This window comes from Candidatus Nitrosocosmicus agrestis (genome assembly GCF_008389435.1).
Lineage (GTDB): Archaea > Thermoproteota > Nitrososphaeria > Nitrososphaerales > Nitrososphaeraceae > Nitrosocosmicus > Nitrosocosmicus agrestis.
The window spans coordinates 1-25,705 of sequence record NZ_VUYS01000031.1 but is presented as its reverse complement, the minus strand read 5'-3'; the positions used below and the strand labels follow the sequence as shown (position 1 = coordinate 25,705).

Sequence of the window (25,705 nt, the reverse complement as noted above, 5' to 3'; positions counted from 1 at the left end):
ATGTTACTGATAGAATGGTATCTCAGTTATTGACGGAAATAGATGGTCTTGAGGATTTAAAAGGGGTTGTCATAATTGGAGCTACAAATAGACCCGACATAATAGATGAAGCATTGCTTAGGCCAGGACGATTTGATAGGATAGTAGAAGTTCCTCTTCCAGATAAAAACGGTAGGCGTCATATATTGTCAATACACACGAAGAAAAAGCCTTTGGACCCTACCTGTGACCTCGACAAAATTACAGACTTGACAGAAGGATATACTGGTGCTGATATAGAAGGATTGGTCAATGCTGCAGCCATAGTGGCAATTAAAGAACACATAGAATTGATGCAAAAGTCAGACAGCAAAGGTGTATCTTCTCAAATTAACAATCATCATAATAACAAACAAACAGCAGACAATATTTCTCCAAAATCTGTGAAATTCAGAATAAGCATGCGTCATTTCGAAGGTGCGCTGAAAAAGATTAAGAAAAGGGAGACGATATCTAGCGTTGTCAAGTGACCTCTACCCATCTAACTATTAATTGTACTTTTTTTTATTTCATGTATACTCTATTAGAAAAAATAGTTATTGAATCGAGAATTATCTTTCATTATATGTGTTATCTTTAAACCTTTTAACCGATTTATTGTATTATTAATTTTTCATTTCTATTGAAACATATGTTTGTTATATCTAAATCAATGTCTGCATAGAATATCTAGAAATACAATTGTATTAGAACCCTATTGCCTGAGGGAACTTAAACCCCGCATATGATAACTATGATTGGTAATTTGTCAGTATTTTATAATCTAAACTCTATGCAGCCTTGAATCGTATCACTTGGTTGAAAAAAGTTAATGGTTATTATACTTTAATTATTGTAGCATGAAAAAAGATCAGTTATTGTAGAAAGTTATTTATTTTACTTTCCTGGCGGCAATCGCCTTATAGAGTGAAGATATAGACATCATAGAGCCTGTAAAATATTTTACGTTTTCCACATAATATATATACATTTTGACACTATTAAGTGTTACATGAATCATTTAGATATCTCCAAAGGTTCCATAAAAACATACAATAAATAAATGACATTGTTTGCTCACTAATTTGCTTTTAAGGTGCTGCTCACATGACCTGACAAATCATTTTCATATTATAAATTATTACCCCCGGAACTTAGTCTCAGCTTTCAACCAAAATGCTACTACCAGAAGGTAATGATAGTTATAGTTGGCTGACACTAAACTCTGATATTCTAAAGAATTTCTAACCTGGCTGATGGGTTAATTCAAAACTTGAAGTGAATTCAAATTGTGTTGGAGATAGAGATATGAAATAATTTTTAATACTAAAAGAATATTAATATATTTTTGATCCCGTCGATGTTTATTAGGACCGTAAATGTGCTACTACGCATGACCAGTCATTATATTCAAGAATATATTTTTTATTGAACTGAAATAATTGAAAAAGAAAGCAGGATCTTTCAATTGAGTTTGAGGTGGAATGTATATGACTGAAAATAAAAAAACCATAAGAAAATTGAAACTACATGTAGGTATGTCTGCTGATGGCTGTATTGCAGGCCCAAATAATGAAATGAATTGGATGAACCTTGACTGGGATGAAAAATTCCGAGAATACGAAGATAAGTTGCATCAATCAGTAGATGCCATTCTTCTGGGAAGGAAAATGACTAACGAATTTATCACAACTTGGTCTGATTTTGCATAAAAACCCGATAACCCTTGGTATCCATTCGCTAAAAAAATGATGGAAACAACAAAGATTGTTTTTACCAAGACACTCAATAAATCGGAGTGGCCAAATACTGAAATAGCAATAGGGGATTTAAAAGAAGTTACAAAGTTAAAGCGCAAAGAAGGAGGTGGTGATATCATTGTTTATGAGGGTCTTCATTTGATTCTTCCTTAATTAGGAAAAACTTGATTGATGAATATTATTTGTTTATCAATCCTGTTGCGATTGGGAATGGAAAGACCATATTTAAGGACCTAAAAGAGATTCAAAAATATCCCTTGAATCAGCAACGTTTGATTCTGGGATTATTTTGCTCCACTATGAGGTAAAGAGAAATTGAAAACATGATGTTTGCATAAATAAGTGAAACAATCATGTTTTTTATTCTATACTATAAGATCATCAGGCAAATATCTTTTCCAGATTAACTAACTTTAACATCTCTAAATAATATGATTCTCTCCAACCTTGAATCTCATCACCAAAGGCGTATTCAATCGAGTAACGTAATAAGTTAATGAATTAGAGTCATTAATTTATGATATTTGCAAAACTAAGGTATATGATTTATCATTTTTCTAAATTATGAATATATCAAGCCTTTGTATCACTGTTTCTTATAATAATATAAGGGATGTTATCTATACCATCTTATGTGTTGTGATTATGAAATGCCTTTAGAAGATCAACAAGAGAATCTGATTGAAAAAGAAAAGAAAATAATACAAAGCACAGGATTTAGAAAAACAGAAGAAAATCCCATACCTGCATAGATTTTTTTATATTTTTTATTTTGATGTATTTAGTGCTTGTGCCATGGAATCCTATTATCACTAAAAACTTAATTCTCACGAATGAAAACCTCTATTAGTAATTGTCATTTTTTATCAATCTAGATTCTCTCCAACCTTAAATCGGTTCCCTAGACACGCACTAAAATAACAAAAATAGTACGGAAAATCTTCTTAAGTTGTACCCACTTCAATGACTTTTATCGTTGATTGGGCAAGCTTACACTAGCCTTCATCAACTTTCAGTTAGCTGGCAATTAAAATCTGCAATACATTCACTTTCCTTGCTCATTTTTTTGAAGATGTATATTTCCATATCTATTATTCCAGTTTGTAGGGGAGTGTCAGGTTCAAAATATTCTTGTATATTCTATTTAGGATCGCTTTAATTTTAATGCCGGACTGTTAAATAAATGGTAGTAATAAAAATGAAGCTGAAACTTCTCCTCGTTAATTGCTTCAATTTTAGCGAAGATATTAGTAATCTTTGTACACATGATGAGGTTATGATGAATCAGTTGTAAGAAAAAACTTGAAAAACCTCATCATTACTGTATTTATAACATAGCGAGTTCAAAAATGCTGCTAATTGGTTCAGTCAGGATTCAAATACTTTTGCGTAAATTGACCTGACCTGTACTGGCCGAAATGGATTAACCTAAGTGTTTGTTGCTAAAAATGGATCAAAACTCACTAATCAAATGGTTGAAAATTTGGATAATTGCAACAGAGAGTGAGAAATAATCACACCAAGGTCAGTTTAATGTACCATTAACTCGATACAAGAGTAACTCTTGGCATACTAGATTACAAAAAAAAGAAAAGAAATGGTAGTTCATTTTATAGTCACGTGACACATCAAAACATCAAATAGTGAATCTTATCTCATCCCAATCAACAAAAATGATGGATTCTTCTAATTTTTTATGTCAATTCCTGTAATTTTTGTTTATATAAGATTTGGTATATAGATATATTAAGGTAGATTAATTCTACTTTTGTGTCGCAAGTGACACAGTTTTATTCTCTTAGAAAAAGAAAACATAACAAATCAATCTCCAAATATTGATAGGATGAACTATACGTTTATATATTACAATTTTTTAATATTTAAAGGTTATTGTTATTGCACGGGTTGGTTGGTTAGTATAAAATTCATCACTTAAATTAAGAAATACAAACAATCTTATCCAGTTGATACGAATCAGTATGTTTTTCTTTTTCAGAGAAAACAATCCTAATGGTAACCTAACTTTCTAAATTGTCAATTTTCTTTTTAATCGTACTTTTTGCTCTGATTATAATACAAATACGTTCATTTGACTATGCTATTTCAAATGCTTAGAAAGCATGCTAGAAACTGTCGATGTTATTGTATTGTATCTATACCTGGTGATTTTCTATCTGTCAGATATTTGATGTGTACTAATAATTTCAAATCGGTTTTTTAGATTCTCTTGTACTATCAAAGTAAAAATATGTTTTATTTCAGCCAATATAGGTTGTGATCACTAAAGGTTAGTATGAGTATATCAGCATTGATACAATAAATTAGATAGAGAGCGAGACTACTGAATTTAATTACATGTATTCTATATGTTAAAACTATATCGCCATAAGGAACTTAGTCCCCACGCGCCCAAACTAAATGATACTACAAATAGTAACATAAACACGGTATATGACATAATGGATGAGATCTAATTGTTATTCATTACTTCAAGACTCTTTGCTTCATTCCAATATTTCTCAACCATTAGTTGTTGAACTAAGACTGCGTGTTCTTGATTTGAAAAGACTGCAATCAGTAAATTATCCTGGTTGTAGTTTACACGAAGTAAATGTTTGTCATCAAATATCATAATCATTTCATTTAGGTCTCTTTTATTTGCAAATCCTAATTGAATCGGCTTGATCGATTGTAATGATTCATTTATAGAAGCAATTTGCTTTAGCAAATATTCGTCTACGTTTATGGCAAGAATTTTAATTGAGATACCTCTTTGTAAAATGGAAGGTAAAGACTTTATAAAACAAAATTTATTTAAAAGAAGACATAGGAAATTGTTCGATGAAAGAATTGTCAAATCCTTTTTACAGGTGAGAGTCAAGACTTCTATTTCTCTTTGAATATTTTCAGAATCTCTTGTAATTCTTTTAGTGTCTTTCTTGTTTTCATATTCTAATTCCTTCTTTCTTATGGCAAATGGTATGGCCATGTTCCACAATTCTTCAAATATTTTCATCTGTTGGTCTGCGAGAGTTCTAGAATTGCTAAAGTAAGTCTGCACGGATTCATCATTCTGTTTGTTTATTATAAATGCCATATATCCCATCTCGTCACGTATTCCAAAATTTCCTCTCAATCCTTTCCAGATGTCTGATTTCTAAGAAGGGTAACGTGTCAAGAAATCCTTTATTCTCCAAATTCACATCAGTAATTAGCCTACATTTTATGCCCTTTTCTTTTACTCTTTGTCTCACAAGTTCTAATCCTTCTACAAAATACTTGGATACCCATTTACACATCTCTGCATCCCATACTGTGTTATACCCTAATTCGGTAAAATTCAATCCATCTATAGTAATTTCAAGCATAATCTTGTAATCTTGAATAACGTCAGTTATTACTGGATAATAATAATTGGACTCTAACTGCTTAAGAGTTATTTTATCCACTGCATTGTCCTTAAATCCCATTTTATTAAAGATTTTAATTACCTTCACAATTTCCAACATTGCCAAAGCAATTGTTTCTCTTTGGAGATGTGATACAATTCAATGTTATATACGATTTATCTATAAAAAAATTATCAAATAGATATTAATTGGATTCACATCATCATTTGTAACTTTTCAATGCGCAATAACAGTTTTAGAAACAAGATTTTTTATCAAATTCCGGTATTTCTGGTAATACTTGCAATATCGATTCCAATGGTTACTGCTCCGGTCTCATCTAATGTTCTTTTTTCTCCTTCTAGTATACAAGTAAATCAACTTGCCTATGCAGAAGACGAGGGTGATAGCAGTAGCGGTGGTGGAGATTCAGATAGCAGTAGCGGTGGTGGAGATTCAGATAGCAGTAGCGGTGGTGGAGATTCAGATAGCAGTAGCGGTGGTGGAGATTCAGATAGCAGTAGCGGTGGTGGAGGTTCCAATAACGGAGATCAATCTATTTCATCATCAACTACTACTGACCCAGCCTTAGCACCATCAACTACTACTGACCCAGCCTTAGCACCATCAACTACTACTGACCCAGCCTTAGCACCATCAACTACTACTGACCCAGCCTTAGCACCATCAACTACTACTGACCCAGCCTTAGCACCATCAACTACTACTGACCCAGCCTTAAACCAAAGTCCTTTAGGATTAATCTTTAGCACAGAAAATGCTTCTCCTTCTCTGAGTGACGAAACCGAAGATGAAGATCTAGACTGTGAAGATGTATCAGAGAGGAACTTCAAAGTCTCTTCAAGTGATCCAAATGGGTTTGATGCGGACAATGATGGTATAGGATGTGAAAGTGGTAATGAGGATAACAACGATAAGAATAATGACATTGCTCCAATTAGCCTTACTAATGAAGGTCCTGATAATGATTGCAAGTTGAATCCTAACTTACCAAAATGTGCTTCTGTTAATGGAGACTGTCCGGATGGATTTTTCAATAATGATGACGATCAATGTGTTCCGGAAGGCGGTTGTCCAGACAGCTACCATACTGTAGATGATGATGAAACTGGTAGATGTATTCCAGATTCAGAGGGATGTCCCGATGGAATGATCTTTAGATCAGATGGAAAAACTTGTAGTGATGAAGAACAATTGTGCCAAGGAAACACCGGTCTTGAAGGTTGTCCTGAAACGCCAGAGACATGCGATCCCGCGTATCCAAATCATTGTATTAAACCCAGCGATACAGATTTAAATTGCAACTGGGATGGAAATGTTAAAGATAACGAGATTGCAGACAAGAACTTTCCAGTAGGTCCATCTGATCCGCATCGCTTTGACGGAAATAAGAATGGCATCGGCTGTGAAAAAGGCGATGAAGTTAAAAAAGGAATTAATCTTCCTGATCTTGATTGTAAGGATATACAAGGTAGCATCAAAGTGACTACTTCTGATCCACATAGACTAGACAAAGATAAAGATGGTGTTGGATGTGAAAACAATAGTGGAGGCAGAAACGGCCATAACCATGATAATAACGATGGTGACGACGGTGGCGACAACAACAATGAAGAAAATAATGACATTGACTACTACTTTATTGTGTCATCCGATTCTTGTAACGATATTTCCGATACCATAGATCTGTCATCCGAACAAATAGATCCACAAGAAACAAGAACTATTGCATACTTTGGTAATTGTGATTTAGATACTGCTTCGTTGCAGTTAAATCTGCTTCATAATGAAGATCTAAAATTAGTTGCAGCCCACTTAGATGGCGGTTTATCGGATGCGGTTGAAGTTGATATGAATCAAGTCGGCCAATCTGGCTCTAATTCAAATCCATTGTATTCAGCCACAATAACCGATAATCAAGAAGGTCGTGATGTTGATACCGGAGAAACCAAAACTCTAAACAATGTCAATGGAATAGTGTTGTGGAACGACGGAGAAGATGAATCAATAGAATTTGACGAAAACAATTTTGTTGAAGCAAATATAAATTTCTTTAACTAGTGTGTAGTCACTCTTAAGAGTGGTCCTTTGCCTTTTCTTTTTGTTTTTAGCAAGTGGAACCATCTTAAAAATAACAGAATATTGCTCAAATACTAAAAACAAGTTGATTTAAATAGTGTTTCATTTTTCCCATGAATTAAATATTATATACTTAGGTTGGATTCAACCTTGAATCGTGTTCCCACGCACCCAGACTGTTACTAATCGTTATACCAAGTCCTACTGCTATTAAGCACTTATATTTATACTCATATAATGGAATTCATCATTCTATTGGATGCTATAGAACCCTCCTAATTTTGGATTTCATATTCTAATTCTAAAAGTGCTAGAATATTAGAGTATTGCGACTAGTTAGCAAATGCCATATATTTTTTCTATATTATCAAAGATATGAATAAAACAAATATTCACAACAAACACAAACTCATTGTCGCATCAATCGCTATTGTGGTCGCATTAGCTTTGATAGCAAGTCCCCTAGTGGCTATGGAGGACGCCTTTGCAACGCATAAGAAAGGAAACAAAGCAAAACAGTCTATATCACAATCACAATCATCAAATCAAAATGCTGGATGTGTTTCTGGTGGAACAACATTTCTCTCATGCAATAATCTAAGCTTCCAACATCAAAAAAATACTGGTAACAATGCATTAGCGCAGAGTGGTCAAGGCGGCAACTTTGCAGACCAAAGCATCAGCCAATCACAATCCTCAAGCCAAACAAGCAATGTAGTTTCTGGTGGAAATACAATAGGCTCTGGTAACAACATCAACGTCCAAAACCAAGAAAACTCTGGTAGTAACGCAGCAGCACAGAGTTAAAGAAACAATTCTTTTTCCTTTTATTCTCCTAATGAGATAATTTCTTGTTGCTATTTATTTATAGATTGAGATCTAATGAATAGACCCGCAAACTGCCTTGAATCCTTAATAAAAGATAAATTGATTGTCAGATTGAAAATATTAAATTTTGACTTTAAAATGTCACCAATACTGCAGGAGAAAAAAACAAAAACAAAAACAAAGGTAAAAAATTCCGCTTTAGTAAATAATTTATTTTAATTTTGCGTATATGTATACTCCTTCTGCAAAAGGATGTAGGCTTTGGCGAAAGCCAATAAAGGTCTTGAGATGCGGCCAACAGATCTCAATACCAAGATCCAATGCCTGCATTGTTAAATTGTGTTCGTACTCTCATTCTATAGTTTTTATTCTCAAGTAAAGTTAACCGTAATAGAATTTTCTTTGATCTTTCTATGATTTTATTTTCCTGTGCATCATCACGTTGTATTAAAACCCTTCTACCTCTGGTAACTTAATCCCTTCACCTCCAAACTAGATGATACGTTATGTGGTAATCTTAGATGAGAATCAATATGTAAATGCTTTGAAGAAGTATTAGACTCCTTAAGAAGGTGTAGTCCTGTAAATAATTTTATTTGCATGTGATAATAAATATAAAAATCCATCATTGGGTTCTGTTACTATATCTGTTATATCTCCAAAACCGCTGCCAAAAATGATGGATTCCTATTTCTCTTCATTGTTTACAACCAAATCTGGAATATTATCAAGAATGAATCCATTTCTGTGGGGGTTTAACTCAAAACAATACCGGTTTCCATTATTATAATCGCCTACGAACAAATTATTGCAATAGTTTTCACCCATGCTGGTGAAGTTTAAAAATTCTATGTCTGCAAGAGCTGGAGGATCAAACCAAGTCAAAACAGGATCAGCATAATGGGAGTCTTCAAAGTTCACTAAATCTTCTTCGGTATTACCAGAAGATGAAATCGGACTCATTATTGTTTGTCAGTCACTATTAAATCCTAGTTCGACCATATTGCTTTCATCATTAGAAGCCGGGCCATTTTCGGTATCCCAAATAGTTTTAGTAACTGGGTCGAGAGTCAAACCAAAAGAATTTCTAATACAATACGCAAAATATCTACTTAATGGATCACTTTGTTCGATTGAGAATGGATTGTCTAATGGTGGTGCTCCATGGGAGGCATTATTCTAAATATGATTCCAGTATCATCTGGACTAGGACCATCCTGAAAGTTTTGTAGCATGCTGTCGTGATTCAGATCTCCGATCACCCCATAAAGATAATTGTCAGGTCCAATCATTAATTTCCCACTGTCATGATTAGGTCCTGGTAGTACTGGGAGATCCAAAATAAGTGTTGGATTTTCTAATGTTTGACCATCTCAAGGGTATTAGTAAATCTTTCCTTAATTCGTTATTATCTTGATCAGCTTTTGTATAATAAAGAACAATATTTTTTGTATCACCATTTTGATTTGAATTGTTATCATTATTGATATTTTCTTGTACGGCAATACCGAGTAGCCCTCTTTCACTTTGCGAATCAACAGGTATTTCCAATACTGGTTGAGGCTGTAATCGTCCATTTGAAACAAATGTCCTGTTCAATCATTTATTCATCAAAAATCAATTTAATAGAAGAGAAATTTGGACAGGATAAGGTAAATAGTATATATGAAATATACTGGTAACTATTTTTGGACTCCATTTAACCTTGAATCATGTCCTTATGGATTTCTTTTTGTTCAATAAATGTTGTCAAAATTATTGTGAATACCGTATCTAGATTTTTCGATCTAATTGTATTTGCAATGAGAAGATTTATACTTTTTAACCTTAGATATGAGGTCATTGTATACAAGTTCTAAAATGATGCAATCATTTTCAATCATTGTAATTTTGACAGTATATTTGGTTTCTTTAATCACCATAACAGAACTTTCAGTTGGGGGATCTGATTCATGGATTACAGAATCTGCGTTTGCACAACCTACTAATAACAATATTATACAGATTATTAGTACCTCTACTTATGTAGATGACTTTGGTAATTTCCATGTTATAGGAGAGGTAAATAACACGTCAATCAATCCTCAAACAAATATCGTAGTTACTGCGCTATTGTCTGATACAAATAACAACGTTTTAGTTGGTAACCACTCTTCACTTTCGTCAATTGGAACTCTTAGACAAGGCGAACTATCTCCATTTGATATAATGGTTCAGGATCCTCAAATACTAGGCAAGTTCAATTTTATGGAGTTTTCTGCTACTTCACAACCCGCAATTGAAAAACCCTCTACACTGGTACTAAACGGCAGCAGTTCCTTTCTAGACAATGTTGGAAATCCTCACATTACAGGTAATATAATTAACCAAGGTCAGTCTCCAGAACAGTTTTTAAATCTTGTTGTAACATTTTATGATAATTCAAGTCTCGGAGTTATTGGGACACAAAGCTTTGGACTAAATGTAGGCAACCTTGCGAACAACCAAATGGCTCCTTTTGATATTACAATTACAGAAAACAAGACAAAATCTCAGGCTGCTTTCTATTCAATTAACGTTGATTCAGCACAGAGTTCTATGAATTTCCCTTTGAATCCCAAATTTCCCTTTACGTCACTAGGAGGCTTTGTTGACAGTGGACAGTTCTTAAATTCGCCACTAAATGCTAATCCTTTACCACCAGGAGTAAATGAATTTAATAACAATAACAATAACAATAACAATAACAATAACAATAACAATAATAATGATCATTCATCCTCATCAGATTCCGATAATGATAATTCAGATGCATCTGATTCTTTAAGCAATGATTTAGAAATTAATATAGATATTGCAAAAGATCCTATTGGTCGAGGAGATCTACAAACTATTGAAGTATTAGTTAGTGATTCTGATACTGATGATGTCATAGAAGGAGCAAATGTTGATGGAACGGTAAAGTATGCTACGAACCGTGATTATGATAAAGGGAATTTTAATGAAATCACAGATAATGATGGAAAGGTTGAGCACAAATGGCAAATTGGTGGGGATTCTGACGCGGGAATATTTGATGTCATTGTAAAAGTGGATGCAAACGGATATAACTCACAAACAGAAACGACAACTTTTGAAGTAGTAGATAAAGACGACCTTGCCAATAGTACGGAAGGTGCGAATAACTCTACAGGTATAGAAGAAAATAGCCCCACTTTGGCTAATGACGGTCAAGATGAAAATAATGGTGATATAGACTGCGAAGATATTGGCGAAACAAATGTTCCTGTAGGAAATGATGATCCAAATAACCTTGATGGAGATAACGATGGAGTAGGTTGCGAATCTAATGGAGGAAATAATGGTCAATCTAACAATGAAAAAGAAGATGGAGGAACAACAAATGAACCATCAAATACCCGCCCACAGCAAACGGAGGAAGACGGTGATGGGGTAAGTGATGAACAACCAACAGAAGAAGAAAATACTAATGGTAACGATAGCAGTGACAATGAAGGGCAGGATCCCACTGAAACCGAAAGTGATGAAAACAACGAAGGACAGGATGATAACACAGGATCTAAAGAATCTAATGATGACAACTCTGAGGATAAGAAAAATTGATTAGCAAAAATTATCTACATAAAGATAGTAACAGAGAAAGAGTTTAACATTCTTACCTATTTTTATATTTATATTTATATTTATATTTATATATCAATCAAAATAATACACAGTATTGCTTAATTTTTTATTTTACATAACAATATTTACTTTCTTAGTTACATTGGGAACAATTAACTTTTCAAATCAGATTTGGGCGACTTCTGCAAACTCTGAGTCTGTGACTACCTCCTCAATAAATTTTGAAGGTATAGTAACAAAAGTTACAGATGGTGATACTCTTAATATTATGACTAAGGAAGGAGATACAATAACAATAAGACTTGCGTTAATAGATGCGCCAGAAAGAAATGAACCGGGATTTAACGAAGCAAAAAATTTCATTACCGAACAGTGTTTGGATAAGAATGCTCAAGTAGACCCAGACAATAATCAAGGGCTTACCTATGGTCGAACCGTTGCAGTTGTCTATTGTGAAGGAGTCAATGTAAATGAAGCAATACTTGATAATAATCTGGCTGATATTTACCAAAACTTCTGTGAAGTATCTGAATTTGCAGATACAGATTGGGCACGAGAGCATGGTTGTTCAAACACTAGGGGTGATAATAATAGTGACGATAATGATAAAAAGGAAAATCCTGCAGAATCTGGTAGCACCAATGATAATGGGGTGGATATTAGTGACACTAGCAAAGACCTAGATTGTAAGGATTTTGATGAGAAAAATATCCCCGTAGGAGAAGATGACCCACATAACCTTGACGCTGATGGCGATGGCATAGGCTGCGAAGGATAATAGTAACGACAATAATAAAGATCCAAAATTATAGGATGTAAATATAAAACGTCGGCAACAGTAGAATGATGAAGAATACGATGCTAACATTAGTTGTGAATCTTTATCCTTGCATTGACCCTTATTTTATAGTCTGTAAATTCTATTCAACCTTGAACAGTGTCCCCATGCTCTCAAACTAAATAATACTATATGTGGTAAGATATTGAATACATCCAAAATTTAATTTTCTTATCAGATCGTTCCTATCAATTCCCATCTAGAGCCTTTCAACTGTGAATCATGCCATTTGGTTGTATATGATATTGTTAACATACATGTTCCTTTAAAATTTGGATTTTAGATTGCAATATGTGAGTCGGGATCTAAAACTTGTCTCCAATACGTATCCTCAATGTCAACTACATATTACAAAATATCAATATGTTTCTCTGACTTCATTTACAATATAAAAGTACATTTACTTTATATATACCGAATAATTTTACTTCTTGGATTTCCTGTCTCTTCGTTCTTTTATGTGTTCAAAAAATAGTGATGATAACCCTCCCGCAAATCCTGCTCCTATTAACGAGATCATTGATCCATAGGCTGCCCAGAAATTTTTCAATTCTTCTTGAAAAGTCGGAGGTTCAATCACATCAACTGTGAAATTCCCGTTCTTGATTTCGTATCCTTTTGTGTCGATGAATATTGGATACTCGTTATTAAAATCAATAAAGTTTGATGGAAAATTTGATCCAAACGAGATATTAGCCGTAATTGGAATGGTATAAGTTCCTATTTTAGCATCCCTTGGCGCACTAATTTCGATTTGAACAGGTTCAGTAGTTGAACCTCCAATTGTAGAATTTGTCAGATTATCATCTTTGTTCATCAAAGCAATATCTAGAGATGTGTAATTTGAAAAATCGTAAAGATCTGTGATAGCTGATATTTTGCCACTGCTTGACAAAATTTGCAGTCCTATTGTTTTTGTTTCACCTTTTTTCAGAGTAATTTCTTCAGGGGATGTCAAAACCGTGAATGAATCAGCAGGAATATTTATCCAATTAGTCAGATCAATTCCTAAAGTTCCGTCATCAAATGATACCAGATTGTAAAACATTATTCTATAAAAGGGATTGACTGAAATCTTGTCCATATCGAGTGAAAGCAATACATAGTTGTTATTCGCTTCAAAACTTGTATATCCGCTTTGATTCTGTACTAAATCTAATATCTTGTATTTTCCCAAAGATGAATATTCTAGCAGCAGTTTATTCCATTTTTGAAGATTTATTGAATCAGTGTTGTTGATCCATTGAAGTTCTAACTGATAGTCTACACCCTCTTTACCGGTTGATGAATCCTTATCACCATCTATAAGTATGCCAAATGCCACTGATGAAATATTCTTGATCTCATTTGTTCTCAGAAAATTGTCGCCAATCCATATTGTAGAATTTATCTGATTCATTTTATCAAAAAATGCCACTCGTTGTATGTCTAATGCTGCGGTCAAGATTGAATTTAATGATCTGTTTTGAATCACTTGACCTGTAGATAAATCTATTATTCTTGAGTCATTCAAATCATCCATAATTTCCTTTCTGGGAAAGTCTGAATAAACAGAAGTAGTGGATTCTAAAACGTAACTTGATAACAGACAAGCAAATACTAAAACTATATCAATTAAGATAGTTTTATTATTCATATCTTTCACCTTATCCCATCAATCTAATGCTAATCAAAAAGTTATTTGTTTGTTGCTTGTCAAAACAATCACAATTTGAATCTAAAAGTTACGCAATCAGTATATTCGAATGTGATTAACATATTAATTTGAAATTGTTATACTGGTCTGCATTTTGAATAATTATTCAAAATTCTCCTCAATTACTAAGACTGGGTTTATTTCTTTTAGTTTGGTTATTTTGTCTGAGATTACAATCTTCATAGTGTATCACATACTGGATAAATAAAAACTAAAATTAATGATTATCTCTACCATCTAACATGCTCTTCCGTTACATTGTTATGTTAATTTTTATTCAGACCACAATAGTTATAGGGAATAGCGTTATAGACCATAACTCAGCGTCTGGCATCTCCTTGCAAGACAGTTGCTGCAAGCCTCTGCTCCTGTCACCTATGGCTTCCTCGGGTGATAATCTCTATATTGTATGGCCTGATAACAAGACAGGAAACTGGGAGTTATTTTTTGCTAAAAGTGCAAATGGTGGAGATACATTTGAGACACCAATTAACATTAGTAACAATACCTCTTTTTCAGCCAATGCTACTATTTTATCTCATGAGAATCATATATCGATTACATGGTGGGATAACAAGACCGGTAAAATAGAACCTTTTATAAGATCAAGTCACGATTTTGGCGAAACCTTTGGAGAACCTCATATGCTTAATATTTCTTCCATAAGATAGTTGGAGTTTCACTATTGCCAGATAATCGTAATAAATCTTTGATTTACTCTATTTTTTTGTTTTAATCGATTGTACATTACAATTCTTTAGTTCCAATACAATGGCACCATTGGCTAATCCTCGTGTGAATTTTTACTAATAACTATAAACAAAATAACAGTTGTTATACTTTGTATATTTTTATTATACTTGTAGTATTATAGTTGGGGTCAGTCGTATTCATATTGACTTTTGAGAGTATTTGTTAATAATATACTCTTCAACCTCAAACTGTGTCCCCACGAGCTTAAACAAGTGATATGGCACAGGATGTTGATAGCATACCTACTAGAGAAGAATTTATCAATCTATCTATCAACACTTCCATTTTTAATGAAATTTCATTAGAATAGAGTAGTAACTTAAGCTCTTTAACCATGCAGCTACAAATGTAATCAGATTTGTTCTAATATCTTAGGAAAAGGAGAACTATGATTATAGTTGATCAAAACGAAAAGGATCTGCTCTTTTAAAATTTGCCGCACAAAAACTTTATTTATTGTTAACCTAACAGTAATGTAACAATATACATTTTATCTTACTCTGATTCGATAATTGCAGATGAAAATTTTTTACTTGGTTTGTCTTATAAAATATATTGTTTAACCTGTTTAATTTATCCACTAACCATTTTACTTATCCCTTCACTAAACAGCACTTCATTCTGTACAAACAGGTTACAAGCCAATATCATGATCCTGAGATTCTTCAATATGTTAATCTGCTTGTACCAGAAAAAATAAAAAAAGATATCGAGATACAACTTAAAAAAACAAACATATCTAGAGGTGTAAATTTCGATAATAGTAGCAACAGCAATATCAACATTCATCATAATATCTACAATGATTTGATTGATAGAAAAGATGTTCAAAATGTTAAAGACGATTCTTCTTTTATTTCCATGTCCTCTTCTTTTTTAAACTCTTTAAAGGAGTTGATGATTTGGTTTAAAAAGGATTTTATGAGATGGATTGACAAAAATCCCTCTTGTGATAATTGTGGTCGCCAATTAGCTTTAGAGTATATTCCAGGCAATACATGGAAGATAAGAGGAATTGAAAATTATTCCTGTTCTTTTTGCAATGCTGTATTTTCATTTCCTCGATATGGTAAAATCAAAAAAATTGCTGATAATAGAATGGGTAGATGTAGTGAATGGACCTTTCTATTTGGAGCTATGCTAAACTCTATTTCAATTCGTACAAGAATTGTTCATGATTTTTTAGATCACTGCTGGAATGAGTGTTTTATTGGGGGACAGTGGATTCATATAGATTCCACTTTGGCATTTCCAATTTCCTTTGATCATCCTACTTACTATGAAAAAAATTGGAACAAGAAATACATCTTTGTACTTGCTTTTTCTAAATCAAATTTGGAAGATGTTACAACGTCTTATACCATGAAATGGAATCAAGTTCTAAATCGCCGATCTAAGTTAAAACAAAACCAATTAGATGTATTCAAAGATTATTATCAAAAAATTTAGTTGTGGTTTTATTGCAGGCATTTGGACCTGTTCCTTACACTCGTCTGAAATTAATTATATATATTCTATTTACCTTGAACCATGTTCCCTCACGCGCACAAACTCGTTATAAGTATAGTTATGATGGTAAATCTATCAGAGATTATTACCTTTTCCACATATTGCTGTCAAATTAGTTATGGATTCTATCCCGACCCGTCCTCTTCAATGTAATAAAACAACTATACTTTTGATCACTTTATAATTTTTATATCTTTAAGAGAATGAATCCTCATGAGTAACACAAGTAATAGCTCCTTTAAAGACAAAATTCCCAATAATCATATAGAGATTTTCCTTTACCGTGCCCCAAAGAAAAACCATGATGCAATGATGGAAGTTAACAGGAAATCTAGGGACTTCTTTATGAAACATAAGGCTTCTAACTTTGAGGTATTTTCTCTTGAAGACAGAGCAAACATCATGGAATTTGTAAATCTATCAAAAACCATTTCTGCTTCTGAGGAGGAAGAGGTGTGGCTTGAGATCCAGTCCTATAGAGATGCAGAACATGTAAAAGAATTTTCTAAAAGCATGGCAGGAGACACAAGTATGGAGCCGCTTTATAAAGAATTTATGCAACTAATTACTCCAGGTTCAGTAGTGTCATTTGGTGGCTTTAATAAATTAGTACAAGTATCTTTTAATTCGTAACCATTACAGAACGATCCAGTTGGTGGCGTTATAGGAATTGTTATTTTTTTTTGATGAAATTCATTTCTTATACACACTTATGATGTCGAGTGTCAAAATTTTTATCATTGTGTTATTTACCAATGTACAATCGCTACTGCTGTTAATTTTTCAGATCGATTTTTATATTTAACTTATTAAATTCGATAACCTGATGTCTTGCGTCCATCATTAACTTTCCATCGCTTGAGAATCATAAAAAAACTGCTTTTGTTGCTATAAAGGATAACAAATTACAATGCCCTAAATTTAGATAGATTTATAATTTTAATTACGAAATTGTATGGGTCCAAGATACTAAAACAGCATTAGACGAACTATCATGACACGATGAAATTGGGTTTAAAGGCTACGTTTAAAAACCAATTAGAAAAATACTAAGTAATTTGGAGTCTTTATCCAAAAAAGACAACAATATGTAAAATTCAATAAGTATCATAAGATGGAAAGTATGGACAATACAAATATAAATCTATGAAGAAGGAAGCGAACTACATCTTGACAAACAAAATCATTGAATCTAAAGAATGTATTATAGACGAATGGGATGACTTTTCTGATGGAATTAAGATAGCAATGACTGAAATAAATTCCGGTAACTCTATTCATTTGGGATTAAACTATATCGATAAGGAATTAATCAAAACTATATACGAACATTACAAGGGGCGAAAACCAATTACTATTCAATTATCAGTAATTGAGGATAGTGAGTGACAGGTAGAGATAATAGATAATGATATGGTATTTACTAAGATAAGGAGGTCAAAATTAAACAATCTTGAATGATGTTAAACCGTTAAGATGTCCTATTTGTTATTATGAAACGGTTAATTGGGTTCTGCGCGAATGGAAGGATCAGATAAAAATTAAAAGTTGGATGAATCATGATATGTTTGAACACTTAAAAAAGACTCATGACTTAAATGAAGATAGATCAATAAGAAAAATTATCGAGCTTATAGAAGAAAGGTATAGCCGGGATAGTGACTAGTCAACCTGATATATGATAAGGACAGTGTTAGATTCTCTATAATCGTGCATCACTTCAATCGGCTAAAATAATCATTAATTTTCTTTGGCACATTTGGGTTAGATTCAGCCTTAAACCTTCTCTCACGTTCCCTAACTGGGACCAGTACAAACGTTGTTTGTTTGTAATCTTAAGTTACCTATCTCTTGTTTATGTTTCTGTTAAGTTGGATGTGCTTTTGGTTTGAGCCGAGTATTTATACCATTCACATTCGCATAATCAATATTGAAGAGTATAGTTATCAAATCATAAGATATTACCCTTGTACACAGAATTTAATATTTGCGTTCAATCCTTGGTTGTAAATTACCTGTCTACCAGACCACTCTGAAATTGGATAAATTCATTCACATTGATAATTGAAACCGAGGTGGTCTTGTTTATCTATATCGTGTAACGTGTAAAATCTACAATATCTGTCGACTTACCTTTATTTTACCTACTTATTATCTTATCTCTTTACTATCTTATCTATTACTAATTCAAATACTTACGTTTGGATAGTAGATATAATAAAGTGATATAAGATTGAAATCAATTCAAATAAATAAATATGGTGGAAGCAACGTTATCGATGTAAATAATGAAATTCTTTTAGCAAAGATATTTGCTGACAAGGCTCTCGTAAAGGTAAAAACATCCGGAGTTAATCCAGTTGACTGGAAAATACAGGAAGGATATTTTCAACAACTGATGCCCCTTCAATTCCCAGCTACATTGGGCATGGATTTTTCAGGTATTATCAAAGAATCAGATCGAGATTCATCTACTCCTTTTAAGGTAGATGATGAAGTCTACGCACAAGCTTCTATATTATTTGGCGAATCAGGATCTTTTGCTGAATTGGCAGTGGTCAATCTCAGCAGTATAGCTGCCAAACCAAAGACTCTGAATCACATTGAAACCAGCTAGCTGCCTCTTGTTGGTGTCAGTGCATGGCAGGCATTGGTGGAAAACATTGAATTATCAAAGGATCAAAAAATCCTAATTCATGGAGGAGCAGAGGGGGTATTGGTTCATCAGCAATACACCTTGCAAAGAATCGGGGAGCCTTCGTAGCAACAACGGTAAAATCAGTTGATAAGGAGTTTGTTCAACAGCTAGGAGCAGATGAGGTGATTGATTACACCACTCAAAGTTTCGATGATATACTACAAGATTATGACGCAGCCCTTGATACTGTGGGTGGTGAGACGTATAGAAAATCCTTTAAAGTATTGAAAAAGAGTGGAATTATTGTCTCCATGTTAGAACAACCAGATTTAAATTTGATGAAGCAATATGGCGTCAGATCGACATTTCAATTTACTGAGACAACGAAAGAACGATTAACTAAATTGACACAATGGATAGATGAAAATGATATTCAAGTATACGTTGAAAAGGCATTTCCATCATCTGAAGCGGCCAAGGCATTAGATTACCAAAAAGATGATCATCCTCGGAGAAAAGTAATCATCATAATGTGATAAAGATATTTGAAAATTTTTCCTAATCTTTTCTTTTGTTTAATTTGTGATATTCTAGTAATCATGTTTTAAGTAATGCTAATGTAATAATTTTCATTAGAACACACTTACACTAGGAACTTAATCCTAACCTATCCAAACCAAATGATGCTGTAAAAAGTTACGACATAATGCTAGTCCAACCTGATTATTAGTTTTCAAAGTTAAGCTGACTATGAAAGCTAAATCAATAAAATGATCCAAATGGGTTTGATAGAGACAATGGTGATATAGAATGTGAAAACAATAGTAGAGGGGGAAATGGTCATAACAGTAATAACAACGACGACGAAGGCAAGTCGATAGAGTTTGCCGACAACAATTTTGTTGAAGCAAACTTTTATTCCCTTAATTGAAAAGAAAATAGACTTTCAAATTTACTCAGAATCCTCAGTTTTTCTTAACTATATATTTATCCAATCTTGGTAAAACACCTTCTAAAAAATATGAATGCTACTTGTTCTGTAAACAGCTTTATGAAAAGTGATTCCATTCCCTCTTGAATCATATCGCCTAAGATGCAATAAGAAGTCCATAGCATGAACCTTATTCAAAAATAAATCTCCAGTTATAATTGCTCTCTAATAGATGAAGTATCACTGGATCAAACTGTATAGATTTTTTGGTATCCTTTATTGTAGATGTTCCTAGTTCTCTGAAAAAGCCTTCCAAGCCTGCTGGAGTGTATGTTACAAGTAGTTTACCTTGATCTCTCCCAATTTTTCTATAAGAGTGACTTGTATTTTTTTCAAATTTTAATACAGTATCTTTATTTCCTTCTAGAGTTTCTTCTCCATATCTAAAAGAGAAAATGCCTTCAATTACATGTATTATCAATATTTCATTTCCATGCTTATGTAACGGTATTTCTGACTCTTCACCTGAAGGAAACGTAATTTCAATTATGGAGTATTTGTTCTCAGTTTGATCGCCCCAAACAATAATTTTGTAAATTATTCGATTTAGGATATATTGTTCAATAAACTTACAGTGATGGGAAAAGACTTCATTATCCTTTTTATTGTGCATTAATAATCAATACTTAATATGGAAAACAATTAGTGTTCAAATAATTTTCAAACTTTGATTCCCATATCCTTTAATCAAGATTCTGTATGTATGTTTCAATCTTCTATAATTCCAATAATTTGTATTAGCTAAAAAAAGACGACGCAGACAATCCGAAAAATCCTTGGTCCTATCAAGTTCAAGCATCGACAATTAGTTTTAATAAGACCTTCATGCGAAATTGTATTCACCTTAATTTATATATCCCTAAATATTCAAACTCAATGATATCTTATTTGGTAATGAAGGTACACACAACCATGTGATAATTGGAGTATTGTCTATGTGTTGGAATAAAAAAAACTTGTTAAAGGAAAAAAGTTTAATATTTTATCTTTCAAAATAAACTTGCATTGACTTTAGGCAATTCTCCTACTGTACATTATGATGCCATAGTTATTGGCGCAGGTCATAATGGATTGACCTGTGCTTGTTACCTTGCAAAAGCAGGATTGAAGGTCTTGGTTTTAGAAGATTACAATTCAATTGGTGGAATGACTATTACCGAGGAGATAACTTTGCCAGGTTTTAAATCAGATATCCATGCATTTGGATATTCTCTTGCTACCTTATCTCCGGTACCAAATGAGTTAAACCTCAAAAGCCATGGTTTTGAATTAATACGTCCTGAGATATCTATATCACATCTATTTCCAAATAATCATGGCTACATTTCTATGTACAAGTCCTTAGAAAAAACTTTGGAAAGTATTAGAAAGTATTCTGAAAGAGATGCTGCATCGTGGAAGAAAATATTTGAAGAATACTTGTCAAACAAAGATTCGATTGTATCAATGCTAAATTCACCACCCGCTAACCCCTTACAAGATACGGAAAGTGCATCCACGGAAAACAACGATAGAAAAGAGGCACTGGAAATCATTGGAGATACTTATCGTCTGCATACTCTGTCAATGCGTTCATGGTGTAATGAAAATTTTGAGTCTGATGAAGTCAAAGCAATGTTTGGTAGTTTTGCTCCATTCGTTGGTCTTTCTCCTGATGACGCTGGTGGTGGTGAGCTATGCTATTTGTTTTCGTCTATCATGCAAGACGGAGGTAATAATGTGGTCAGAGGCGGATTTGTTAACCTGCCTATAGCACTTGCAAATTATCTGCAATCAAAAGGCGGACAAATCATTACAAGTTCCCGAGTCAAAAAAATAATAATAGAAAATGGACGAGCTATTGGAGTCGAGCTTGCAAATGGGAGAGTAATAGGGGCAAAAAGATTGATTGCTTCTAGCACCGATCCGTCAACACTGATCCTCCAGCTCATAGGAGAAGAATATGTAGATTCACATTTGGCAAGAGGTATTAAACGAATGGAATGGGGTGATGCTATATTTGGAATCTATCTGGCTTTGAATGGGACTTTAGAATACATCTCTGGACAAGAAATACTTTCTAGATCACCTCAAGTTCACCTATCTCCGCCAGGATTAGAGTTTTTTTCAAAAATTTATTACGAATGTAGAAATGGTAAACCACCTTTAAATCCTCTTTCCATCATGAGTAATGATTCAATGATTGACCCAACAAGAGTAGTTTCAAATGAAAATGACATTAACAAACACCATCTAATTAAATTCCTTGTTTTGAATGTACCTTACAAAATTAAAAATGCCGACAGCGAGATAGGAACGGAAAATGAATGGGAAAATTTCAAAGATAGATATTCAGATCAAATTATCGAGACCATAAATCAAAGTTATATCCCAAACCTCAATACTAGTATTTTAAAGAAAACTATTTACTCGCCGGTGGATTATGAAAAAAAGCCAATCAATTCTATTAAAGGCACACTTGCTTCTGGTGCTATTTTGCCATATCAATCAGGATGGATGCGTCCGATACCTCAACTAGGTAATTACAAAATCCCTTCAATTTCTAATGTATACTTGTGTGGTTCAGGAAGTCATCCTGGCCCTGGAGTATCCATGGCTCCTGGAAGAAATGCAGCGCAAGTAATTCTACGTGATTTGGGAATTGATTTAAGAAATATTTTTACTATAAGTTAAATAAAGGGAGAATGTTGGTTTAGAAAAGTTGCAGTAAGGGATTACCTTGGTTTATTACAACTATAATTAAATATTTTGTAACAGTCAAATAAAATATGAGAACTTTACAATAATCTAGTTATTTTTGGACGTATTTATATAATGTATCTTGATTACAATGGCAACTCCAAGCAACATATATCCTATATTATAATACATATCCGATAGCATTTCATTGCTTGATATACCAAATAGATTGTTGTAACCATATGAAATATCTGCAATGAGAGAAAAAAATGCAAACGCCGAGACGAAAATCCAATAAATATAATCTTTGTTTAGAGAAATAGATTTACCTCTAAAATAATATGTAATTGCCCCTATCATTATCAACAGATCAATTATAGGATATGCAAATAGTAATACAAAGTCGAATATATTACCGCTATAATCATAAATATCAAAAATAAATATCGCAACATATATGACATAAAATACAATAAGTGAAAATGTAATTATTGAGCTGGCAATAATTGCAAGTTCTATTTTGTACGATCTATTTTTAGAGATGAAAAACAGAAGAAAGAAAATAGATCCTGAGAGATAAAAAAAATCAGCAATAGATGGGTAGGGATCTATTTTTAGAATGCCTTCATAAATTCCATATAATGCCTCGGCAATACACCATGATATTAGAGATACTAAAAGAAGTGTTTGTGGATTGTAAATGATTCTTGACGGCGCAGTATTACTAAACAATAGGTTAAACAATAAGAACACGATAATTCCTGTGGAAATAATATTTGAAACATTGTATTCATACAAAAAACCCGTAAGCAAAAACAAGAAAGAAGTTATTTGTGCAAAAATAAACAAGGCTAATATGAACTTCATGGAAAATTTGTAATTCAATTATGCCAAGAAAATTTGTTTTAAATCCTCCATATAATACTTACATGTTAGGAAACCAAGGTCAGTAAAGGTGATTGTTTTAAGTTTATTTATTCTAATTACGATTTGGAAACAAAGACTAAATCAGTTATTGGAATATGTGTATTTTGAGTCTTAATTGAATAGATGCTTAATTGGTCACTATATTATGGTGCAGTTCGCACATTCAGAAGCTTGATAGTTTCCTTTCTATGAATGTGTTATAATCGGAGGGTTTTTTCTTATTTCTGACAAGGTATCATTAGCTTGCCGGATGAGTTAAAAGCAAACTCAAGTGCTCACATTCTCGTTTCATCAATGCTTATCATGAATAGCGTAATTTGTCAGAATCTACTGTTGCAGTTAATATTCTAACCACCAAAAAGATGGGACATTTCTATCAAAAAGTCAGAAGAACGCAAGATGGCACTACCTTGCCTCCTCTTCATCCTCGACCTCCTCTTCCCCCCCCACCCTTTACTCTTACACACAAGACCTCTATCATTTATCAACAATTATCAAAAAATATGGAAATTGGATGCTTCTCCTGAAGAAAATAAAATGGTAGCTCAAGTCCGAATTTTTAATTCTAATATTCAACATATACAATAACACCGCCTTACAGTTTTTTGAAGAGTCTCAATAAGCCTAGTCCGAATATTGTAAAGCCCAATATTATCAATGATAAGTAAATATGGGGAATTGCCACTGCCAAATACAAATTCAACCCAAGGGTTGGTTCAATAATCTTTGATATACACAGGAGTATACCACCTACAATAAGTAACAGAGTTGTAAGTCTAATTTTTAGACTATATCCTATACCAAATGAAGCTAGCAACAAAATAATGGATGGAATACCTAAAAATATACCACTTTGTCGATCATCAAGATTTAATAGCCCAAATCCATCTTGAGAGGTAAATGTGTTAATTGTATCTAGTGATAAAAGTACTATTCCAATAACAGCCAGTACTTGTGAAACTAGTCTTCTTTTGTTATTTGATAACAAATCCTATCATTTAGCCGCCACATTTGCGATTTTTTCTAGTGCTTCTGTTACCGAATTACTGATGCCATTTTTTGCAAATCCTTGTCCAATGCCTGGAATCCTTGATATATCCAAATTCCACACTATCTTAATTTCTGTAAAATTGTCATTTTCATTTTCCGGTTGTACAAGCGATATTGTTTTAACTCCAGTAACAGCACCTCGAGTTTGATTCTCTGTAACTGTGAATTGTTCTGGGTTCAAGGTAATTATTTGATGTGCATTATTATCCATAAATGGTGGTGCAGGAACTGTTACGTCTCTTTCAATGGTGTTGTTTGTCTTATTGGTGCTATTTACAATAGTGATTGGCCAATAATCTTGGTTATTGTCCACATCAGAAATAATACCCCATACCTTATCCTTTGATGCATTAACGATTTTGGAAGCATTGATTGTGTCGGTTTGTTTACCATACACTGTTGTTATTGCAGTATCAAATCCAGTAAACAAAACAATCAGTAGCGAAAATGTACTTGCAGTAATTATCGTAGTCATTACTTTTTTAGTCGTGTTGACAGTTGTGAATGATGGTTCTTTAGTTTTGACATTCTTAATTTTATTTTGTGATTTTATCATTGTGATGATATTTGACTTGAATATATTAACCGTGCCGGACCTATGAGACGTAACTTTGTTACCTAATGTATTTTATATACAAGCTTTAATTCATATTGTGTTTATTGCAATGAATGCAATCTTGTTCATAACTCATCAGGGATTGATTACAAAGTACAATTACCACATTATAGGTTCAGCAGGTTGTGATTACTACTGGAAAGGGAATGAAGTAAATAATTAATTGATTCATTGTGGTTCATGAATACCGTGATCGAATATTTATCAGGAAGGATATTCTCTTGAAACTTTGTGAATATGGCGAAATTAATCAAAGTAAACTTATGAGCTATTGTGGATTGAATAATGT

28 protein-coding genes are annotated in these 25,705 nt (G+C 33.1%); 17 read left to right on the top strand and 11 right to left on the bottom strand.

The features are described 5' to 3' along the window. The 4 genes from F1Z66_RS14585 to F1Z66_RS16510 form a co-directional block, all read left to right on the top strand. A partial coding sequence (locus F1Z66_RS14585) for an AAA family ATPase (RefSeq protein WP_149864358.1) occupies positions 1 to 509 on the top strand: 509 nt, incomplete at its 5' end. Between the two features lie 999 nt (positions 510 to 1,508). Continuing rightward, positions 1,509 to 1,730: a dihydrofolate reductase family protein gene (locus F1Z66_RS16165; RefSeq protein ID WP_201448676.1), complete on the top strand. Its 222-nt coding sequence runs from the start codon at positions 1,509 to 1,511 to the stop codon at positions 1,728 to 1,730. A 36-nt stretch (positions 1,731 to 1,766) separates the two neighbouring features. Continuing rightward, positions 1,767 to 1,931: a hypothetical protein gene (locus tag F1Z66_RS16160; protein WP_201448675.1), complete on the top strand. Its 165-nt coding sequence runs from the start codon at positions 1,767 to 1,769 to the stop codon at positions 1,929 to 1,931. Positions 1,932 to 1,942: 11 nt separating this feature from the next. Further along, a complete protein-coding gene (locus tag F1Z66_RS16510) occupies positions 1,943 to 2,086 on the top strand; it encodes a hypothetical protein (protein ID WP_438502952.1) in 144 nt (47 codons plus the stop codon). Between the two features lie 2,162 nt (positions 2,087 to 4,248). Here F1Z66_RS16510 and F1Z66_RS14575 read toward each other — a convergent pair. Beyond that, the gene (locus tag F1Z66_RS14575; RefSeq protein ID WP_159357678.1) at positions 4,249 to 4,875 is read right to left on the bottom strand and encodes a hypothetical protein; all 627 of its coding nucleotides are present in this window, start codon (positions 4,873 to 4,875) and stop codon (positions 4,249 to 4,251) included. 13 nt (positions 4,876 to 4,888) lie between these two features. Continuing rightward, positions 4,889 to 5,293: a hypothetical protein gene (locus F1Z66_RS14570; protein WP_159357679.1), complete on the bottom strand. Its 405-nt coding sequence runs from the start codon at positions 5,291 to 5,293 to the stop codon at positions 4,889 to 4,891. A gap of 114 nt (positions 5,294 to 5,407) precedes the next feature. Between F1Z66_RS14570 and F1Z66_RS14565 the strand changes: the two genes are divergently transcribed. Together F1Z66_RS14565 and F1Z66_RS14560 are read left to right on the top strand one after the other, a co-directional pair. Next, positions 5,408 to 7,249 carry a hypothetical protein gene (locus F1Z66_RS14565; RefSeq protein ID WP_149864355.1) on the top strand — a complete coding sequence of 614 codons (1,842 nt, stop codon included), beginning with the start codon at positions 5,408 to 5,410 and terminating at the stop codon, positions 7,247 to 7,249. 393 nt (positions 7,250 to 7,642) lie between these two features. Continuing rightward, positions 7,643 to 8,074: a hypothetical protein gene (locus tag F1Z66_RS14560; RefSeq protein ID WP_149864354.1), complete on the top strand. Its 432-nt coding sequence runs from the start codon at positions 7,643 to 7,645 to the stop codon at positions 8,072 to 8,074. Positions 8,075 to 8,782: 708 nt separating this feature from the next. On the opposite strand, the gene F1Z66_RS14555 is transcribed toward F1Z66_RS14560, so the two are convergent. The 3 genes from F1Z66_RS14555 to F1Z66_RS14545 form a co-directional block, all read right to left on the bottom strand. Then, positions 8,783 to 9,058: a hypothetical protein gene (locus F1Z66_RS14555; protein WP_149864353.1), complete on the bottom strand. Its 276-nt coding sequence runs from the start codon at positions 9,056 to 9,058 to the stop codon at positions 8,783 to 8,785. A gap of 9 nt (positions 9,059 to 9,067) precedes the next feature. Beyond that, positions 9,068 to 9,229 (bottom strand): PQQ-dependent sugar dehydrogenase, encoded by a 162-nt coding sequence (locus F1Z66_RS16505; protein ID WP_149864359.1) that lies wholly within the window; start codon positions 9,227 to 9,229, stop codon positions 9,068 to 9,070. Between the two features lie 177 nt (positions 9,230 to 9,406). Beyond that, a complete protein-coding gene (locus tag F1Z66_RS14545; protein WP_149864352.1) occupies positions 9,407 to 9,694 on the bottom strand; it encodes a hypothetical protein in 288 nt (95 codons plus the stop codon). A 261-nt stretch (positions 9,695 to 9,955) separates the two neighbouring features. Between F1Z66_RS14545 and F1Z66_RS14540 the strand changes: the two genes are divergently transcribed. Both F1Z66_RS14540 and F1Z66_RS14535 read left to right on the top strand, forming a co-directional pair. Further along, positions 9,956 to 11,698: a hypothetical protein gene (locus F1Z66_RS14540; RefSeq protein ID WP_149864351.1), complete on the top strand. Its 1,743-nt coding sequence runs from the start codon at positions 9,956 to 9,958 to the stop codon at positions 11,696 to 11,698. Positions 11,699 to 11,861: 163 nt separating this feature from the next. Next, positions 11,862 to 12,497: a thermonuclease family protein gene (locus F1Z66_RS14535; RefSeq protein WP_149864350.1), complete on the top strand. Its 636-nt coding sequence runs from the start codon at positions 11,862 to 11,864 to the stop codon at positions 12,495 to 12,497. 484 nt (positions 12,498 to 12,981) lie between these two features. Here the strand turns inward: F1Z66_RS14535 and F1Z66_RS14530 are convergent, their stop codons facing one another. Then, positions 12,982 to 14,193, bottom strand: coding sequence for a COG1470 family protein (locus F1Z66_RS14530; RefSeq protein WP_149864349.1), 1,212 nt, complete (start codon positions 14,191 to 14,193; stop codon positions 12,982 to 12,984). Positions 14,194 to 14,516: 323 nt separating this feature from the next. On the opposite strand from F1Z66_RS14530, the gene F1Z66_RS14525 reads away from it, so the two are divergent. From F1Z66_RS14525 to F1Z66_RS14495, 7 genes are all read left to right on the top strand, one after another. Then, on the top strand, positions 14,517 to 14,924 hold the full coding sequence (locus F1Z66_RS14525; RefSeq protein WP_149864348.1) for a hypothetical protein: 408 nt from the start codon (positions 14,517 to 14,519) through the stop codon (positions 14,922 to 14,924). A gap of 637 nt (positions 14,925 to 15,561) precedes the next feature. Then, a complete protein-coding gene (locus tag F1Z66_RS14520) occupies positions 15,562 to 16,455 on the top strand; it encodes a transglutaminase domain-containing protein (RefSeq protein WP_149864347.1) in 894 nt (297 codons plus the stop codon). 273 nt (positions 16,456 to 16,728) lie between these two features. Beyond that, positions 16,729 to 17,148: a DUF1428 family protein gene (locus tag F1Z66_RS14515; protein ID WP_149864346.1), complete on the top strand. Its 420-nt coding sequence runs from the start codon at positions 16,729 to 16,731 to the stop codon at positions 17,146 to 17,148. 537 nt (positions 17,149 to 17,685) lie between these two features. Then, the gene (locus tag F1Z66_RS14510; RefSeq protein WP_149864345.1) at positions 17,686 to 17,904 is read left to right on the top strand and encodes a hypothetical protein; all 219 of its coding nucleotides are present in this window, start codon (positions 17,686 to 17,688) and stop codon (positions 17,902 to 17,904) included. 64 nt (positions 17,905 to 17,968) lie between these two features. Continuing rightward, the gene (locus F1Z66_RS14505) at positions 17,969 to 18,181 is read left to right on the top strand and encodes a hypothetical protein (RefSeq protein WP_149864344.1); all 213 of its coding nucleotides are present in this window, start codon (positions 17,969 to 17,971) and stop codon (positions 18,179 to 18,181) included. Between the two features lie 567 nt (positions 18,182 to 18,748). After that, positions 18,749 to 19,132 (top strand): alcohol dehydrogenase catalytic domain-containing protein, encoded by a 384-nt coding sequence (locus F1Z66_RS14500; protein WP_159357680.1) that lies wholly within the window; start codon positions 18,749 to 18,751, stop codon positions 19,130 to 19,132. Between the two features lie 98 nt (positions 19,133 to 19,230). Further along, the gene (locus F1Z66_RS14495) at positions 19,231 to 19,689 is read left to right on the top strand and encodes a zinc-binding dehydrogenase (RefSeq protein ID WP_320410722.1); all 459 of its coding nucleotides are present in this window, start codon (positions 19,231 to 19,233) and stop codon (positions 19,687 to 19,689) included. Between the two features lie 585 nt (positions 19,690 to 20,274). On the opposite strand, the gene F1Z66_RS14490 is transcribed toward F1Z66_RS14495, so the two are convergent. Then, the gene (locus tag F1Z66_RS14490) at positions 20,275 to 20,757 is read right to left on the bottom strand and encodes a cupin domain-containing protein (RefSeq protein ID WP_149864341.1); all 483 of its coding nucleotides are present in this window, start codon (positions 20,755 to 20,757) and stop codon (positions 20,275 to 20,277) included. A gap of 392 nt (positions 20,758 to 21,149) precedes the next feature. Here F1Z66_RS14490 and F1Z66_RS14485 point away from each other — a divergent pair, with 392 nt between their 5' ends. Next, complete coding sequence (locus F1Z66_RS14485) at positions 21,150 to 22,817, top strand: phytoene desaturase family protein (RefSeq protein ID WP_159357682.1); 1,668 nt, start codon at positions 21,150 to 21,152, stop codon at positions 22,815 to 22,817. A gap of 114 nt (positions 22,818 to 22,931) precedes the next feature. Here F1Z66_RS14485 and F1Z66_RS14480 read toward each other — a convergent pair whose 3' ends face one another. Continuing rightward, the gene (locus F1Z66_RS14480) at positions 22,932 to 23,690 is read right to left on the bottom strand and encodes a hypothetical protein (protein ID WP_149864339.1); all 759 of its coding nucleotides are present in this window, start codon (positions 23,688 to 23,690) and stop codon (positions 22,932 to 22,934) included. A 377-nt stretch (positions 23,691 to 24,067) separates the two neighbouring features. Here F1Z66_RS14480 and F1Z66_RS14475 point away from each other — a divergent pair, with 377 nt between their 5' ends. Next, a complete protein-coding gene (locus F1Z66_RS14475) occupies positions 24,068 to 24,277 on the top strand; it encodes a hypothetical protein (protein ID WP_149864338.1) in 210 nt (69 codons plus the stop codon). A 68-nt stretch (positions 24,278 to 24,345) separates the two neighbouring features. Here F1Z66_RS14475 and F1Z66_RS14470 read toward each other — a convergent pair whose 3' ends face one another. From F1Z66_RS14470 to F1Z66_RS16150, 3 genes are all read right to left on the bottom strand, one after another. Beyond that, the gene (locus tag F1Z66_RS14470; RefSeq protein WP_149864337.1) at positions 24,346 to 24,738 is read right to left on the bottom strand and encodes a hypothetical protein; all 393 of its coding nucleotides are present in this window, start codon (positions 24,736 to 24,738) and stop codon (positions 24,346 to 24,348) included. 6 nt (positions 24,739 to 24,744) lie between these two features. Beyond that, a complete protein-coding gene (locus tag F1Z66_RS14465; RefSeq protein WP_149864336.1) occupies positions 24,745 to 25,356 on the bottom strand; it encodes an SRPBCC family protein in 612 nt (203 codons plus the stop codon). Positions 25,357 to 25,523: 167 nt separating this feature from the next. Then, on the bottom strand, positions 25,524 to 25,705 hold a 182-nt coding region (locus F1Z66_RS16150; protein ID WP_230207588.1), incomplete at its 5' end, for a hypothetical protein.

What these genes read in the sequence shown, in the direction of transcription:
- F1Z66_RS14555 (WP_149864353.1), bottom strand. Translation starts at nt 9,058, where the DNA reads ATGAGTCCGATTTCATCTTCTGGTAATACCGAAGAAGATTTAGTGAAC.
- F1Z66_RS14560 (WP_149864354.1), top strand. Translation starts at nt 7,643, where the DNA reads ATGAATAAAACAAATATTCACAACAAACACAAACTCATTGTCGCATCA.
- F1Z66_RS14515 (WP_149864346.1), top strand. Translation starts at nt 16,729, where the DNA reads ATGAGTAACACAAGTAATAGCTCCTTTAAAGACAAAATTCCCAATAAT.
- F1Z66_RS14575 (WP_159357678.1), bottom strand. Translation starts at nt 4,875, where the DNA reads ATGGCATTTATAATAAACAAACAGAATGATGAATCCGTGCAGACTTAC.
- F1Z66_RS16160 (WP_201448675.1), top strand. Translation starts at nt 1,767, where the DNA reads ATGATGGAAACAACAAAGATTGTTTTTACCAAGACACTCAATAAATCG.
- F1Z66_RS14540 (WP_149864351.1), top strand. Translation starts at nt 9,956, where the DNA reads ATGATGCAATCATTTTCAATCATTGTAATTTTGACAGTATATTTGGTT.
- F1Z66_RS14480 (WP_149864339.1), bottom strand. Translation starts at nt 23,690, where the DNA reads ATGAAGTTCATATTAGCCTTGTTTATTTTTGCACAAATAACTTCTTTC.
- F1Z66_RS16165 (WP_201448676.1), top strand. Translation starts at nt 1,509, where the DNA reads ATGACTGAAAATAAAAAAACCATAAGAAAATTGAAACTACATGTAGGT.
- F1Z66_RS14565 (WP_149864355.1), top strand. Translation starts at nt 5,408, where the DNA reads ATGCGCAATAACAGTTTTAGAAACAAGATTTTTTATCAAATTCCGGTA.
- F1Z66_RS14490 (WP_149864341.1), bottom strand. Translation starts at nt 20,757, where the DNA reads ATGCACAATAAAAAGGATAATGAAGTCTTTTCCCATCACTGTAAGTTT.
- F1Z66_RS14530 (WP_149864349.1), bottom strand. Translation starts at nt 14,193, where the DNA reads ATGAATAATAAAACTATCTTAATTGATATAGTTTTAGTATTTGCTTGT.
- F1Z66_RS14525 (WP_149864348.1), top strand. Translation starts at nt 14,517, where the DNA reads ATGTTAATTTTTATTCAGACCACAATAGTTATAGGGAATAGCGTTATA.
- F1Z66_RS14465 (WP_149864336.1), bottom strand. Translation starts at nt 25,356, where the DNA reads ATGATAAAATCACAAAATAAAATTAAGAATGTCAAAACTAAAGAACCA.